Source organism: Nodularia chucula CCY0103 (assembly GCF_963923915.1).
GTDB lineage: Bacteria > Cyanobacteriota > Cyanobacteriia > Cyanobacteriales > Nostocaceae > Nodularia > Nodularia chucula.
This window is the reverse complement of record NZ_CAWUOL010000037.1, coordinates 1-14,781: the sequence shown is the minus strand read 5'-3', so window position 1 is coordinate 14,781 and position 14,781 is coordinate 1. Positions and strand designations below refer to the sequence as shown.

15 protein-coding genes are annotated in these 14,781 nt (G+C 40.9%); 5 read left to right on the top strand and 10 right to left on the bottom strand.

Annotated elements, in window-relative coordinates; translation table 11 throughout:
- Positions 1–43: 43 nt before the first annotated feature.
- From ACM0OP_RS12280 to ACM0OP_RS12270, 3 genes are all read right to left on the bottom strand, one after another.
- Complete coding sequence (locus tag ACM0OP_RS12280) at positions 44–658, bottom strand: anti-sigma factor family protein (protein WP_414528692.1); 615 nt, start codon at positions 656–658, stop codon at positions 44–46.
- 133 nt (positions 659–791) lie between these two features.
- The gene (locus ACM0OP_RS12275; RefSeq protein ID WP_414528691.1) at positions 792–1,448 is read right to left on the bottom strand and encodes a sigma-70 family RNA polymerase sigma factor; all 657 of its coding nucleotides are present in this window, start codon (positions 1,446–1,448) and stop codon (positions 792–794) included.
- Positions 1,449–1,894: 446 nt separating this feature from the next.
- Positions 1,895–2,047: a hypothetical protein gene (locus tag ACM0OP_RS12270; protein WP_414528690.1), complete on the bottom strand. Its 153-nt coding sequence runs from the start codon at positions 2,045–2,047 to the stop codon at positions 1,895–1,897.
- Between the two features lie 231 nt (positions 2,048–2,278).
- On the opposite strand from ACM0OP_RS12270, the gene ACM0OP_RS12265 reads away from it, so the two are divergent.
- Positions 2,279–3,010, top strand: a complete 732-nt coding sequence (locus ACM0OP_RS12265) for a L,D-transpeptidase (RefSeq protein WP_414528689.1) — start codon at positions 2,279–2,281, stop codon at positions 3,008–3,010.
- 201 nt (positions 3,011–3,211) lie between these two features.
- Here the strand turns inward: ACM0OP_RS12265 and ACM0OP_RS12260 are convergent, their stop codons facing one another.
- The 5 genes from ACM0OP_RS12260 to ACM0OP_RS12240 all read right to left on the bottom strand — a co-directional run bounded on the left by ACM0OP_RS12260 (position 3,212) and on the right by ACM0OP_RS12240 (position 8,907).
- Positions 3,212–3,748, bottom strand: coding sequence for a late competence development ComFB family protein (locus ACM0OP_RS12260; RefSeq protein WP_414528688.1), 537 nt, complete (start codon positions 3,746–3,748; stop codon positions 3,212–3,214).
- Between the two features lie 121 nt (positions 3,749–3,869).
- Complete coding sequence (locus ACM0OP_RS12255; RefSeq protein WP_414528687.1) at positions 3,870–4,808, bottom strand: M23 family metallopeptidase; 939 nt, start codon at positions 4,806–4,808, stop codon at positions 3,870–3,872.
- A 196-nt stretch (positions 4,809–5,004) separates the two neighbouring features.
- Complete coding sequence (gene devC / locus ACM0OP_RS12250; protein ID WP_414528714.1) at positions 5,005–6,177, bottom strand: ABC transporter permease DevC; 1,173 nt, start codon at positions 6,175–6,177, stop codon at positions 5,005–5,007.
- A gap of 45 nt (positions 6,178–6,222) precedes the next feature.
- Positions 6,223–7,428: an ABC exporter membrane fusion protein gene (locus ACM0OP_RS12245; protein ID WP_414528686.1), complete on the bottom strand. Its 1,206-nt coding sequence runs from the start codon at positions 7,426–7,428 to the stop codon at positions 6,223–6,225.
- Between the two features lie 735 nt (positions 7,429–8,163).
- A complete protein-coding gene (locus tag ACM0OP_RS12240) occupies positions 8,164–8,907 on the bottom strand; it encodes a class I SAM-dependent methyltransferase (RefSeq protein WP_414528685.1) in 744 nt (247 codons plus the stop codon).
- A gap of 470 nt (positions 8,908–9,377) precedes the next feature.
- On the opposite strand from ACM0OP_RS12240, the gene ACM0OP_RS12235 reads away from it, so the two are divergent.
- From ACM0OP_RS12235 to prfC, 4 genes are all read left to right on the top strand, one after another.
- Positions 9,378–10,073 (top strand): class I SAM-dependent methyltransferase, encoded by a 696-nt coding sequence (locus tag ACM0OP_RS12235; RefSeq protein WP_414528684.1) that lies wholly within the window; start codon positions 9,378–9,380, stop codon positions 10,071–10,073.
- A 226-nt stretch (positions 10,074–10,299) separates the two neighbouring features.
- Positions 10,300–11,049: a beta-1,6-N-acetylglucosaminyltransferase gene (locus tag ACM0OP_RS12230; protein WP_414528683.1), complete on the top strand. Its 750-nt coding sequence runs from the start codon at positions 10,300–10,302 to the stop codon at positions 11,047–11,049.
- A 219-nt stretch (positions 11,050–11,268) separates the two neighbouring features.
- Positions 11,269–11,595, top strand: coding sequence for a hypothetical protein (locus ACM0OP_RS12225; protein ID WP_414528682.1), 327 nt, complete (start codon positions 11,269–11,271; stop codon positions 11,593–11,595).
- A gap of 277 nt (positions 11,596–11,872) precedes the next feature.
- Entirely contained in the window at positions 11,873–13,498 is a 1,626-nt protein-coding gene (gene prfC, locus ACM0OP_RS12220) for a peptide chain release factor 3 (RefSeq protein WP_414528681.1), read from the top strand.
- A gap of 16 nt (positions 13,499–13,514) precedes the next feature.
- On the opposite strand, the gene ACM0OP_RS12215 is transcribed toward prfC, so the two are convergent.
- Together ACM0OP_RS12215 and ACM0OP_RS12210 are read right to left on the bottom strand one after the other, a co-directional pair.
- Positions 13,515–14,189: a DsbA family oxidoreductase gene (locus ACM0OP_RS12215; protein WP_414528680.1), complete on the bottom strand. Its 675-nt coding sequence runs from the start codon at positions 14,187–14,189 to the stop codon at positions 13,515–13,517.
- 139 nt (positions 14,190–14,328) lie between these two features.
- A complete protein-coding gene (locus ACM0OP_RS12210; protein ID WP_414528679.1) occupies positions 14,329–14,742 on the bottom strand; it encodes an arsenic resistance protein in 414 nt (137 codons plus the stop codon).
- Positions 14,743–14,781: the final 39 nt, after the last annotated feature.

The window sequence follows — 14,781 nt, the reverse complement described above, 5'->3', positions numbered from 1 at the left end:
GTTACCCAACAAGGTAATTAACCCGCTCTCTTTCCCATGACGATTAGTTGATGTTTGGTTCCAATTCCCCTAATTGAGGTTCTTCCAGATTCATTAAATCTTCCGGCGAGGCTATGGCCGCTTTGGGAATTTCTATGACTGGGTTATTTAAGGCCACCATCAGAGTAGAAGTAGAAATCCCAGGGTTGGAGAGACCTTGTGTCGGCTCCACTGGTTCTTGAGCTAGTTGCAGTGTTTTGAATCCACCGCCGGGGAGAAATCCAGAAACCGCGCCGATAACACAGGCTGCTACAGCGACTCCGCCAAAAGCCCAAGCAGGCCGGGAGCGACGGCGCGCACCCTGGAAAACTTTCTGGGCTGTGATTTCTGGCGGTTGTGAGGCTGTGGGAACTGGTAGAGTCCGTAAACCTTGCCGTAGACTCAGTAGTCGGCTATACAGGCGTTGGACTGAGGCATCGTTTTTTAGCCATTCCTCTACCTGTCTGCTTTCACTGGCTGTAACCTCACCATCGAGGTAAGCACTTAATAACTCGAAGCGATCGCGCTTCACCATATCCATAGCACCCGTTGATTCATTGGTATGCTGACCTTCGCCACCAGAAAAATATTCCCTATTTAGCCAGTGGTTCCGATCATCAAATGGAGAATTTGTATTCATTGTAGCATTATGACCAATTCATATGCGGGTAAAATCAGCAAGAAATGCTGACTAATTTAGGCAATTTTATCTAGATAGTAGCGGGAATCTGAACATGGATCATAAATTATGAAACATTGTTTAAATTTCACCGTTAGGCATCGAGATAATTTTGTAGTTGAGCTTGCAATCTGGATCTAGCTCTGGCGATTCTCGATTTCACCGTTCCCAAGGAAACGCCGGTAATTTCGGCAATTTCTTCGTAGGCCATACCTTCAATTTCTCTGAGAACAATGGTTGTGCGAAACACTTCTGGTAAATCCGCGATCGCTTCGCGCAGTTGCTCGTAAAACTCTCTGGTTGTCAGTTCTTCCTCTGGGCCTGGAGTATCTCCAGCGATTTCCCAATCCATTTCGCCATCTTCTAGGGTGCGGGGTGCATCTAGGGACAGGGGACTGGCTACGCGCTTGCGTTTACGCAACTCGTCATAGAACAAGTTAGTAGCAATGCGGCTCAACCAACCACGAAACTTAACTGGCTCTTGTAATCGGTTAATGTTTCGATAAACTCGAATCCACACTTCTTGAGCCAAATCAGCTCTGTCTGGCCAATCTGGAGCTAGGTGGTATAAAACTCGATCAACTTGACTTTGATAGCGGCGCAATAGCTCGGCAAACGCGGCACGGTCTGGGCGCAGTCCCACTTGACAGCGTAAAATCAGATCGTGATTAGAGAGTTTGTCAACTGACACCGAAGTTTCTGGGTATCTGGCATCAACAGTTGACCAGGATACAGTAATCGATTGGCTCATAGATCGTACTGAATTTTGAATCATCCCTATCTATTAGACAAGGTATTGAGCGCAATGTTCCAAAAATAGTGCCGGATTTCCGATTGGTACATTAATGTATATAAAGTTCAGCGCATTTATCCCTACAGCAAAACTCTGTTTTAGCCCTGAATCACTCTGTTGCCGTGTTTTGAGCCATAAATTGGCAGTAGTTTCACTTTCGTGATTATACGTAATCTGTACCATCAACACTATCCGACTACCTGCTATTGACAAATCAAAGGTTATGTGTGTTCAAAAAAGTGCCACAAAAAACAGTGAAAGTGGTTTTTCTCTCACACCAACTGCTGATCAAAAGGGAGCAGGGAGCAGGGGAGTAGGGGAGAGGTCCCCATCCCTGAAGGCGATCGCAGTTATTTTCAAGGGAAATTACACATCTGCTAATATAGGCAGAGCCGTAAAACAGCTTATTTCTTCTGGTTTTTCACCATAATTGTGGTTGATGTTTCTGTGTGTTGTGGATCATGAATACCAGCATGAGTAGTATTGAGTATGCGGACTTGAAAAAAGAAATTTAAGGAAAACGTAATGATCACTGCTAGGAATAGTTTTTCAAACATAATTTTTCTCTCACCCACAAAATTAATGATGGAGAACTCCACCGTGAGTGTTCCTGTAAATAAAATTTTTCAGGAAAAATTCTTTGTAGAGATATCCTGATATCCTTAGTTTGCCCAAAACTGTTGGCAGAGTTATAAGAGAACAAATAAGTAAATATAAATTATTGATAATTCGGGGTGTACTGATGAAGCGATTAGTTAACTTGATCTGTCAGGGATAAACAATAGGCGATGGCAATGGTAAGAAATGAATCTGTAGCACGCATAGTCATGTTTCTCTGTTTTGGCACAGCCATCTTATCTTTAGGTATCCATTGGCGGATGACAACTCAAGCCCAGTTTGAGCAGCCAGCTAACGCCGCCGGAAGACCAGGAGAGGGTGGTTATGGGGGTATGGTGTCTATACCTGCTGTCCCACAGAGTTCTCCACCAGATGTCCAGAGGGGTTCTCTATCTCGTCAGGGGGGCGCAGTCAGTTATAATTCGGCCTCAGCGAGTGATTTTTTACCCAATATCCGTTCAGTGTTACCTGGACAAAGGTCAAATTCCCAGGGTTTGTCTTCACCAAGATCATCGCAGACGGAAGTAGTAGTAAATTTGAGCGATCGCCGTACCTATGTTTACAAGGGTGGTGAAGTCATAGCCAGTTACCCAATTGCTGTCGGTAAGGAAGGTTGGGAAACTCCTACAGGTTCTTTCCGTGTTAAGGATATGCAACATTATCCTATTTGGCAACACCCAATCACGGGTAAAGTTTTTCCATCAGGTGCGGATAGTCCTTTAGGAGAGCGATGGATTGGATTTTGGACGGATGGACGTAATCAAATTGGCTTTCACGGTACGCCAGATATACACTTGTTAGGGTCTGCTATCTCTCATGGTTGCCTGAGAATGCGTAATGATGATGTCCGCTTATTATATGAGCAAGTAGAAATTGGTACCCTTGTATCCGTGAAAGATTGACACTCCCCCGTTTTCTAAACGGGGGATTCTTGGGTCAAAAGGGAGCTATTGCTTAACCCCTCGCCCAGCATCTTGACCGTATGCCCTACGGAACCGCTAAGTCCATGCTGCATCACCACCATAGCGGGGGTAACGTCTCTATTTGTGTTTCAAATCCACACTGATTACGATGAGGCTGAACTCTAATTTACTCGCACCTAGTTAAGATTTTTGCTCAAAGTTGGGTGCATAGACATTTAGTAAGTTGCTGACTTGGTGCATAATTTCATCACTGTTATTTTTGCCGACAACTGGCGTTTTATTGTCGTTGGGTTGGTCAATGTTACGCCCTATTGACTCACTAATTTGCAGGGAAATTAATTCTTGCAGTTCTGCTTTAGCACGTAGCCGTTGGTAGCTAGCACCTTCTTCTGTGGTTGCGTACAAGGGTGGTAAGCGGTTGAGGGCGTAAGCAGCTATATCCCCCACATCTAATGATTTTTCGCTGGTGGCTTCAATTTCTGCGGCTCTGCTGATGGCTTCAGTCAGTACCAACTCTTCCATGACGTTAATGAATTGTTTGCGAGGTACCGCCACTACCTCGCCAGTTAATAATGCTCCCATGAGTCGATCCAGGGCCATATACTCTTCAATTGATAGCTCGGATGCGTTATCACAGATTCTTCCCACTTCTGCTTCCATGACTGGTGTTAAATAACCATCTTGGAGAGCTTGCTCTACAATTTTTTCAATACTCATAACGCTCATTATTTTTACGCTAACCAAGGAGGAGACGGACGGTATCAATGCAATTCATTTTCCCTAATTTTTGCCAAAAAGTATATAAATTAACGACAACGACGATTATTTTTGTCTGAAATTAGTCGATACCATCAAATCTCCAGGGTACGGGATCAACACTTTGACCGTTGACATATAAACCCCAGTGCAAATGTGGCCCTGTGGAAGCGCCTGTGGAACCAACTGTACCGACTAATTGACCTGCTTGGACGAAATCACCTTCTTTGACATTAATGTCTCTCAGGTGCAGTAAAATACTGGTGACACCTTGACCGTGGTCAATGCCAATGGTGTTGCCGTGAACCCGAAATCCTGCGGATACCGTACCTACTAAGGCCACTGTGCCAGCAGCTGGGGCGATGACGCGTGAACCGGCAGCACCAGCGTAGTCAACGCCACGATGGTAGTAATTTTCGGCAAATTTACCGTTATAGTAGCGACGAACACCATAAATTGTAGTAATCCGGCCTTGATTTGGTTGCAACATGGGGCCATTCCAATGTTTTTGGGGTGTTTGTATGGCTTTGAAAGCTGCTACGCGCTGGAGTTCATGTTCTGTGGCTCTCACGCCAGCGCTTCCCGGTGGTAAATTAATCCGTTGTGTGGGAAAAGTGCGATTTCGTAAGTTGACTGCTAAGTTTCTGACTGCACCATTGCCGGCGACTTTCAGGGTGATGGTTCCTGGTTTATCTAGTGGTGTTGTGGGAATTAAAGCTCGATATTTGTTGGGGGCGATCGCAAATGCTGGATAAGAATTTTCACCTACAGTAACGGTGGGATTACTAGCATTTGGGGAATTAGCTACGTTAATCACCACTGATAGGGTATCTCCCAACTGAGGATTACTGGGTGTTACCTGTGCTTCTAAAGCATTTACAGGCAAAGCCAAGATGGCAACAAACACCGATGCAAATATACCGATGAACAGGTTTTTTATCTGACGCTGGGGTTTCCAGCCTGTAAAAGTAAAATAGGACAATTTTTTGTAAAATTCTCTGGTTTTATGATCGATAGTCATATAGCTACAATACAATTTCTTAGTTCTGTTAACAAACAGACTAGCTCATGATGGCGGGAGTTTCTCACCGCAGAATATTTTGGGGAATTTCAATAGTATATGATACTAAATAGTTTAAGTAAATACCCTGAGAACTAAATTATATTAAATTTATGGGACTTACGCACTGTACAAATTCATCATCTTGTGTATCAACTTAAAACATATCAGCCGGGTCAGCAGATCGCAGTTTACGTGTGGCGATCGCCCCGGAAATAAAACACATAATGATAGTTAAAATCAGGACTTGTAAACCCCGAATTGCTGTCATATACATAGGTAAATTTGTGGCGGTGCGGGTCATTTGGTAAAGTCCCAAGGAAACCACTACTCCGGGAATAAAACCCAAGGCTCCTAAAATTAAAGCCTGTTCAAACACAACACCCAGTAAGTAATAATTGCGATATCCCAAAGCTTTAAATGTTGCGTATTCCCGCACATGGGCATTAATATCAGTGGAAAGAACTTGATAAACGAGAATTACGCCCACAGCGAACCCCATCGATACACCAAGGTTAAAAATAAACCCAATGGGTGAGTTAGTTCTCCAGAAATTATGCTCAAATTGAATAAATTCACCACGAGTCATCACCTTGACATCATCTCTGAGGTAGGCTTGCAAGGTTAAAGCTACCTGTTTGGGGTCATAACCTGGTTTGACCTTGATTAAACCTAAGCTAATACTGCTGGCTGGGCGTTGGGGAAATAACCGTAAAAAGTTTTGATCGCTGGTCATGATGCTACCATCAGAACCGAAAGATGCGCCCACTGAGAATAAACCACTAATGGTAATTGTCCGCCCTGCAATTTCCGTAGTTAGTTTTTCCCCTTGGTCAATTTGGGCGATCGCCTGTTGGTAATCTCCTCTAGCGCTGCGGTCAAACAAAACCGTATCTGGTAACTTAATCGGCTGTAATTGGCTATTCACATCCGGTAAGTCAAAGGCTGGCTGATCGGGATTAAAGCCAATGACTTGTACCGATGTCTGGCGGCGGGTTTGGGGATTCTTCCAAGTTATATTATTGACATACATGGCTTGGGCTAACTCCACCCCTGGAATATCCATTGCTTGGTAAAGTCGCCGCCGGGAAAAGGGGGGCATATTTTGGAAACTGCGGACTTCGGGACTGGTTAAAACAATATCTGCTTGCAAACTGCGATGTAATCTGGTGTTGCTGTCATACAATGCTGTCTGAAAGCCAATCTGCATAAACATCAGAACATCAGCAAAAGCAATGCCAGATAATGCTACTAGTAAACGGCTTTTTTCATGACTTAGTTGCAGCCATCCTAAAGGTGTGCGTCGCCGCAGTTGTTTAAACAGTCCCATCATAATGAAGTGCTGAATGCTGAATAAGGATATGAGTGTGATTAATTAGGAGTCAGACAATTGAATTACTGCTTTCACTTGCATATTGGTTAAGTGGGCAGCTTTCTGACTGGATATTTCATCTAGGCGGATATAAACCTCTACAACTCTGTTATCAATATTGCTAACTGGGTTAGTATTAATGACGTTTTGTTGCCGCACTTGTAAGGCTTTACGCTCTACAGTTCCCCGTAATTCTAAAGGTAGGACATCACCAAATACTTCCACTTTCTGCCCTGGATCAACTTTCTGGATATCACTTTCATAAACTTCGGCAACTACATACATTTGGCTAGTTTGCCCAATGTCAGCAATCCCATCAGTGGAGATTAATTCTCCGGGGCGGGAGTGAATCTCAAATATTTGTCCATCTTGGGGCGATCGCACATAAGCTTGTTGTAGATTTACTTGGGCGCGCTTCATCGCTGCGATCGCCCGATTGACTTCTGCCGTTGCTCCTTCTATATCCACTTTTGGCACTTCCGCAATCTGTTGTAGTGTTGCTTCGGCTGCTTTAATTTGTTGCTTGCTGCTTAATTGAGTACGAGTTAACTGAGTTTTTGCCTCTTGCAAATTTTTTTGCGCGGTTTCCAGCATTAAGCGTTTACTATCTCGCTGGGAAGCTGATATTGCTCCCTCTTGGTACAGTTCCTCATATCTTTGGTTTTCTGTGGCGGCGTTACGCACTTCTGCTTGCCATCGGGATATAGTAGTTTCTTGGGCAGCTATATCACCTTGACGTTCCGCCTGTAAGCGGGCAATTGTAGCTGTTTGTGCTAAAATTTCTCCTCGTTTTGCACCTGCTGTGATTCGGTTTAAATTTGCCTGTTCTACTTTGACTTGTTCCTCAGCCTCTTGCAACGCTGCTGACAAGGATGCGCGACTGTCTAAAATCGCTATTACCTGCCCGGCTTGGACTGTATCCCCTTCTGTAACTAACAGTTCTTCTATCCGACTTCCTGCGGAGGAGGTGGTAGCAGAAAGTTTAACTACTTTGCCTTTTGGTTCAATACGTCCGAGGGCTGTTACCGTTTTTAGCTCAGGTAGTAGTGCTGCTGGATCTTGGTTTTGATGATTTACTTTATCCTGAAATTTTAATACCGTATAAACACTACTGCCAATTATAGTTAATGATATAATTATGGCTATAAAAAACGGCGGACGTACAATTGATGGGGATGATATTGATCGATCTAGCTTGGAGTTCTGCACGATAGCATACCTTTGAAGCAATTCTAAATAAACTGATTAAAATCAGAGAAAATCAAATTTTGGTAAATGTCCCGCCTAACTCTGTTTTATCACTGGTCAGAGAAAAAAAAGCTGATGATATCTTTGATTTTTGGACATAATCATCGATTTGTCTGACATATTCTAGATGTATCCTAGTCCCACTCACATTTTCTTGATGAGGTGAGAAAGTCGATAGAGACTAAAATTATCGATGTTTGATGACTTGCAACTGTCCTTTGTTAAACTACTAATTTGTTACTGTTGCATAATCACTAGATATTATCTGTAGAGTACAAAACTAAATTGTTGAATTATATAAGGGAATGCTTATAAGGTACAAACAGTAATAATTAAACGCAGATGGACGCAGATAAACGCAGATGATTTTGTACTTTATTAGACTAGGAAATGCTATATCTTTTTGGGTAATTAAAATTTATATACTGTGATACTTTATAATTTGTATCTGCTATTTATAGGTTTATTCGGTATGTGCAAGATGTCAGTTAGAAAGACTTAAGATTATAGAAGCGTTGTATGACACCCATGCCAGTCTGTGAATATCCGATAGGTTAAAAACTATAGACAATAGACACAGACTATTGAAAGAATGCAGAAGGTAAGAAAGCTTGTTTTATCAGCTTTTTCACCTTTTTACACTGAATAGTTATTTCCGCCAAGCTGCACGATGGTCAACAACTAAATTTTCAGATTTTAAACTAACTTACGGTAACAACGAGATGCTATTTGGTAAGGGTGAAAAATTTCTAAGAACTTACTTTGAAGTGTGCGATAGAAAATATCTACTAAATCAGGATCATCGAGATGAAAAGGATGCTCTTGATTAACACCTTTAAAGAAACACCAATTGAGGATAATTTTACCCTCATCTGTCAGAGCTTGATGGAATTTTAACAACTGCTGGCTAGGATCTGGTAAATGTTCTAAAACATCAAAAGAAATAATAGTGTCAAAAGTTTCATTAGCAGCTATCTCCTGACAAAAAACGATTTTTTGAGTCAAACCCATTTGTTCAGCCCGATATTTAACAAAATCACGATTAATCGGATTAATATCACAATATACAACTTGCTCAACCTGCGGACACAGGGCAGTACCCAGGGTATGTGTCCCAATTCCACCACCAAAATCCAAGACCCGACCTTGAGCATGATCTGTAATCAGCAACAAGGTATCTTCAATATTTTCATGAATTGCTAAATGCCACGCCCCCAAATCAAATAAGTAAAATTCTCCTACCTTGTCACGATAAAAATCTGTTGCTTGTTCCCAATCAAAATCTTTATGGCCTAACTCAGCCATTTGCTGCTGACCTGTCTCTAACCTACTCTCTACTGTTTCTGAATCCAAATGCAAAAATTTCTGTATATGGTGCTTTAAATTAAATAAATCTGTATAGTAAGAGCTTAAGAAAGAAGGAAGTGGTAATCTAGGCATAAAAGAGATTTATTTTCATTAATTTACTCAACACTTAAACAAGATTACCAAATTTCATGTAGATAAACTTACACTTAATAAAAATTTTATCTTGTTAACTAACAGGCCGATTTTTTAAGATCACCTCCTCAATAATATCAATAGCACGACCTAATCATTCTGCTTGATTCACTGCCGTTTTTAGCCTCAAAACATTATTCTTGTGTAAGATGGTTGCGTCAATACTTCTTGCAGACTTTAGCATAGCTATTGCAACAACACCCAAATAGACATAAAACCTAAGACTCTCTATTAGAGTACAGAAACAATTGTGCAAGAGGTCTCTTGGTTTAGAAAATTTATTTGGATCAGATGAAAAATAGCACTCATATGCTAAATTTAGCTTAATATGTAAAATTTTATTACCCCCTTCAATATTTCCGAATTTTGGAGGTTATTCTGGAAATCATTAAGTAATAAAAAAAAGAAAAATGGAATCTCAATACATTAAAGAATGTGTCTGTTGTGGGTCAAAAAATATTATATTGTCCGCAGTTTTATGGGAATCATTGATTAATGAATGGCAAATCTCTACTCAAGAAGCAGATTATATTAATCAACAACAAGGTTTACATTGCTCCGATTGCAACTCTAATTTACGAACTATGGTTCTAGCAACTTCAATAATGAAATCTTTTAATTACAAAGGAGTATTTAAAGATTTCGTCAAAGAAGATAATATCAAAAATTTAAAAGTTTTAGAGATTAATGAAGCTGGATTTTTAACATCTTTTCTTTCTCAAATATCTGGTCATACGTTGAAGTTATACCCTGAAATAGATATTATGAATATTGATTACCCAGATATGTATTTTGATATAGTTATTCATTCGGACGTTTTAGAACATATTCAATACCCATTAAGAGCATTATCTGAATGTTACAGAATATTAAAAACTGGCGGATTTTGTGCTTTTACAGTACCTATGATTGTTGATAGACTAACTAGAAGTAGAGAAGGATTATCTCCTAGTTATCATGGTTCTGGAGAAGATTTTAGTGGTTTTTTAGTATATAGTGAATATGGATGTGATGTTTGGAAACAGATCATTCAAGGAGGATTTCAGGAATGTAGATTACACTCTCTTAATTATCCTGCTGCTCAAGCTTGGGTAGGAGTCAAATAATTGCGACAAAAACAATTGTGCAAGAGGTCTATTAGATGCCGAACTAGAAATTTCATCAATTTATCCACGTGCATATTTATCAGTCAAGATGAGCATATCCGTAGGCTTCGTTTTACTTACCCACAGGAAACCCCAACAAATTCACAGACTAATAGCCCACTTGAATAAAATGTTCAATTATCCGCCAATAGTCTGTCACCATGATTTTTTTAAATGTGATTTGTCTGTGGATAACCTATCAAAAAATATCTCCTTTGTTCGCCCTCATCTACAAACTGGATGGGGTGAGTTTTCCGTAGTTGAAGCTACGGTACAGGCAATTAAACTCATGTATGAGTATGCAAATTGTCCAGACTGGTTTATATTGCTTAGTGGCTCAGACTATCCCATTAAAACTGCCAAAGAAATATTAGGTGATTTAATTGCAAGTCGATATGATGCTCACATCCACCATCAACAAATTATATATAAAGTTTATCAGCAAAATGTTAAAATGAGTCTGATATGGCAGATATTAGCCTATCAAAGATACTGTAGTTACGAATTATTTTCAATTCCTTTCTTAAAGAATTTAAAAATTCGCCTGGAACATCCATTATTAACTAAACCCTTTCTTCCCTTTTCTGAGAAACTTCGCTGCTTTGCTGGAGGCCTATGGTTTTCAGGAAATCAGCGATCCGCAGAGTATATTATTAACTTCCACAGTCAAAAAAATGCCTTAAAATCACACTATCATCATCGAATGTTTGTCGATGAATCGTATTTTCAAACTATACTGGCTAATGCACCAGATATTAACTTAAAAAACGATGATGATCGTTATGTAGATTGGTCAACGAGAGGCGCTCATCCTAAAATACTAGTTATGGAAGACTTGCCTCTTCTTCTGGCTTCTTCATGCCATTTTGCTCGTAAATTCGATATAGATGTAGATAGCAAAATTTTAGATCAACTTGACAAGATTACTCTCCGATGATGAGTCAACTTTGATTGAATAGTCATCACAACTTATTTAAAATAATATGATGAAAAAATACTGAGGGGGCTAGGATATAAAGATTTATATGGTGAAACTTGCTAAGGCTGGCTGCTGGATAATTCTTTAACAAACTCTTTCTTAAGAAGGAACTCATCATGGCTGTGATTTTTTAGATTGTTCTTAGCAGATGTATCAATTTTGATCAGGAAAAATATCATGGCTAAGAAATTAAACAATCAAATGAATCAGCCAGTCAGCCCAGATTGGCATTCCAGAGAACACCCTACAGTCCAGGAAAGACACTTAACAGCGAATCCAGGGGACGTGATTGATGAGTCGAAATCACTGGAAGAAAAAGCGCAGCAAGTGGCTGTGGATGTGCCGGATATCACAGGTGATCACATTACAGTCCCGACTTATTTTATTGTCGAATACCCAGATGGGACTCAAAAAGCACTCCACCATGTCAAAGATGCTGAAGAGATTTCTGATGTGATTCGCCAAGCACGAGTGGATGAAGATGGAAATCGGATTTGGTGGTAGTTGGTCGTAAAACTGGGGAAGTTGAATATATAATTGAGGAAGAACAATGTAACAACTTTTTGTTTTTTAACTGTGAGCTACTGGAGATGGAAAAAAATTTACTTCTGTGAGGTGAGAATTGGTAATCAGTGGCCACCATAGGACTGCTCTATGTTTGCTTGTCTTGTATAATCATGCAGTTGGTTTGATGAGAGTCAGACTTGCGCTACATACAATAAGTTAGATTAACTTGACAGTTAACGTTGATTAATAGAGCAGTTCTGAAAATTTTAAACTTATGGCAACAGAATTACGGGATGCGATCGCACCGCAAGAAATAGAACGTCGGCGCAATTTTGCAATTATCTCTCACCCAGACGCAGGTAAAACCACTCTCACCGAAAAACTCCTTTTATACGGGGGTGCAATCCAGCAAGCAGGTTCAGTAAAAGCTCGTCGTTCCCAACGTCACGCCACTTCAGACTGGATGGCCATGGAACAACAACGGGGGATTTCTATCACCTCAACGGTATTACAATTTGAATATCAAAGTTGTTTGCTGAATTTATTGGATACACCAGGACACCAAGATTTCAGTGAGGATACTTACAGAACCTTAGCTGCTGCGGATAATGCCGTGATGCTGATTGATGCTGCTAAAGGACTAGAAACCCAAACTCGCAAGTTATTTGAAGTTTGCCGATTGCGATCGCTACCCATCTTCACCTTTATTAACAAACTGGATCGTCCCAGTATGTCACCCTTAGAGTTGATTGATGAAATTGAGCGGGAATTAGGACTTTCCACCTATGTAATTAATTGGCCTATTGGTACAGGCGACCAATTCCAAGGGGTTTTTGACCGTCGCCACCAGCAAATTCACCTGTTTAACAAGAGTGGCGATCATGGTAGTAAAAAAGCTACAGACACGACTATCTCTTTAACTGATCCCAGAATTGAGTCATTGTTAAGCACAGATTTGTACCAGCAACTGCTAGAAGACTTAGAAATTCTTGATACTTTGGGGGAAAGTCTCGACTTAGAAGCGGTGCATAAAGGTAAAATGACACCGATATTTTTTGGCAGCGCCATGAACAACTTTGGCGTAGAGTTGTTTCTAGAGTCGTTTTTGGAATATGGACTCAAACCAACTCCCCATGAAAGTAACAGGGGTGAAATTTCCCCAACTTATCCGGAGTTTTCTGGCTTTGTGTTTAAGTTGCAAGCCAACATGGACCCCAAACACCGCGATCGCATTGCCTTTTTGCGCGTGTGTTCTGGTAAATTTGAAAAAGACATGGTAGTAAACCATGCCCGCACAGGGAAAACAGTCCGCCTCTCCCATCCCCAAAAATTGTTTGCTCAAGAACGAGACACAGTAGAAGTTGCTTATGCAGGGGATGTGGTCGGGTTAAATAATCCGGGAACATTTGCCATTGGCGATACTGTTTACATCGGTGAAAAGCTGATTTATCCCAGTATTCCTTCATTCTCCCCAGAGTTATTTGCATACCTGAAAAACGCTGACCCTACGAAGTATAAAAATTTCAATAAAGGAGTAACTGAACTGCAAGAAGAGGGCGCAGTGCAGATTTTACACTCTACAGATGAAAGCAAACGCAACCCAATTTTAGCTGCTGTGGGTCAACTTCAGTTTGAAGTAGTGCAGTTTCGGTTGGTTAATGAATATGGAGTGGAGACTTATCTAGAAGCTCTACCTTATTCGGTGGCGCGTTGGGTAACAGGAGGCTGGACTGTTCTGGAAAAAGTGGGGCGTTTATTTAATACCTTTGTCGTCAAAGACCGTTGGGAGCGTCCTGTATTGTTGTTTAAAAACCAGTGGAACTTAGATCAAATCATCGGAGATCATCCAGAATTACAGTTAAGTCCCATTGCTTTACCTCCCACCAGCGAGAAAGCCTAGCATCCCGGAGGGGAAGTTAACACCAAGATTGTTCACCCGAAGGATTGTGCAGTAATTCACGGATATTAGCCTCAATGACTCGATAGCCGACATTACCATTGAGTCTCTGCCTTCCTTCATTAAAAATCAGGGTGGGGCTGACTGTCACTGTATGCTCTTTGACCAATTCAAAATCTTTCGATAATTGAGCATAAGCCTCGCCACTATCGATTTGAGCTTGAATAGCAGCGATGGGGAGTTTTAACTCCTCCGCAATTTCAAATTGCACTTTGCGGTCAGAAACGTTAGCTAGTTGGGTAAAAAATGCGTCCCGAAATGCTTTGGCTGCTGCTTCAAATACCCCTGTTTGCTCTACCAAACCTTTAGCTTCTACTAATTGAATGGCATGGAGAAACAAATGGCAAGATGTCGAGGAAGTTGGTGTCACTTGAGTCCAAATATTGGGATGAACGGTGATGTGATCGAACTTTTTCACAACTTCTTGAATATGATTTCCATATCCTTGCAGTCCTCCCCGATCTCGCCATCTGTTCTCTAATTTTTCATGAGCAGCACCAAAGACGGGAACAAAGTGTTGTTCTAAGGTAATTTTGTCTTGAAAGGTGGCTTTCAACTCATCGAGACGGATTTGAGCAATATAAGCCCAGATGCAGAGAATATCTGAAAAGTAAAAAATCCGAATGGGTTCCATATTAGTTCTAGCTGGGGAGTAGGGAGTAGGGAGTAGGGTAAAAGCTTTTCTGTGTCTAACTTTTATGATCAGTTTATGTCCTAACGTGTATGCGTAGTGCTTTAATCCTTAAAATATAAGTTTGGACTGGGGGCTTTTTCTAACGAGAACGTAGCCGCAGCAAAGACTGTGAAATTATCACCATTACTGGTAGTTCGATCAAGGGACCAATGACTAAAGCTAAGGCAATTAAGGGACGTTCTCTAAAAGTAGAAGTGGCGATCGCCAATGCAATAGGTGAATTGCGGGCTAGGGTTGTGCAGTTAAAGCAAGCAATTTCTTCATAGCTAAATTTAGCTAGATGTCCAATTAATTGCCCTAAACAGAAATTTACACCAAAGAAAATCAATACAGGTATTAACATTTTTAGTAGTAAATCTGGTCGTTCCATGAGAATCTGCCCTTGGGAAGCAAACATTGCGGCGATCGCCACAGCCAAAAATACAGTTTGATTCGCGGCTATTTTGAGGGTAATTTTCTGCCAAATAGTGTTTACAGGCTTAACGGGTGACAAGGTGGCTCAAGATGAGATGTGGCAATAATTTGAGAAAAT

Bases quoted from the DNA above. Each gene is read 5' to 3' on its own strand.
- ACM0OP_RS12280 (WP_414528692.1), bottom strand. From the start codon at position 658: ATGAATACAAATTCTCCATTTGATGATCGGAACCACTGGCTAAATAGG.
- ACM0OP_RS12275 (WP_414528691.1), bottom strand. From the start codon at position 1,448: ATGAGCCAATCGATTACTGTATCCTGGTCAACTGTTGATGCCAGATAC.
- ACM0OP_RS12270 (WP_414528690.1), bottom strand. From the start codon at position 2,047: ATGTTTGAAAAACTATTCCTAGCAGTGATCATTACGTTTTCCTTAAAT.
- ACM0OP_RS12265 (WP_414528689.1), top strand. From the start codon at position 2,279: ATGGCAATGGTAAGAAATGAATCTGTAGCACGCATAGTCATGTTTCTC.
- ACM0OP_RS12260 (WP_414528688.1), bottom strand. From the start codon at position 3,748: ATGAGTATTGAAAAAATTGTAGAGCAAGCTCTCCAAGATGGTTATTTA.
- ACM0OP_RS12255 (WP_414528687.1), bottom strand. From the start codon at position 4,808: ATGACTATCGATCATAAAACCAGAGAATTTTACAAAAAATTGTCCTAT.
- devC (WP_414528714.1), bottom strand. From the start codon at position 6,177: ATGGGACTGTTTAAACAACTGCGGCGACGCACACCTTTAGGATGGCTG.
- ACM0OP_RS12240 (WP_414528685.1), bottom strand. From the start codon at position 8,907: ATGCCTAGATTACCACTTCCTTCTTTCTTAAGCTCTTACTATACAGAT.
- ACM0OP_RS12235 (WP_414528684.1), top strand. From the start codon at position 9,378: ATGGAATCTCAATACATTAAAGAATGTGTCTGTTGTGGGTCAAAAAAT.
- ACM0OP_RS12225 (WP_414528682.1), top strand. From the start codon at position 11,269: ATGGCTAAGAAATTAAACAATCAAATGAATCAGCCAGTCAGCCCAGAT.
- prfC (WP_414528681.1), top strand. From the start codon at position 11,873: ATGGCAACAGAATTACGGGATGCGATCGCACCGCAAGAAATAGAACGT.
- ACM0OP_RS12215 (WP_414528680.1), bottom strand. From the start codon at position 14,189: ATGGAACCCATTCGGATTTTTTACTTTTCAGATATTCTCTGCATCTGG.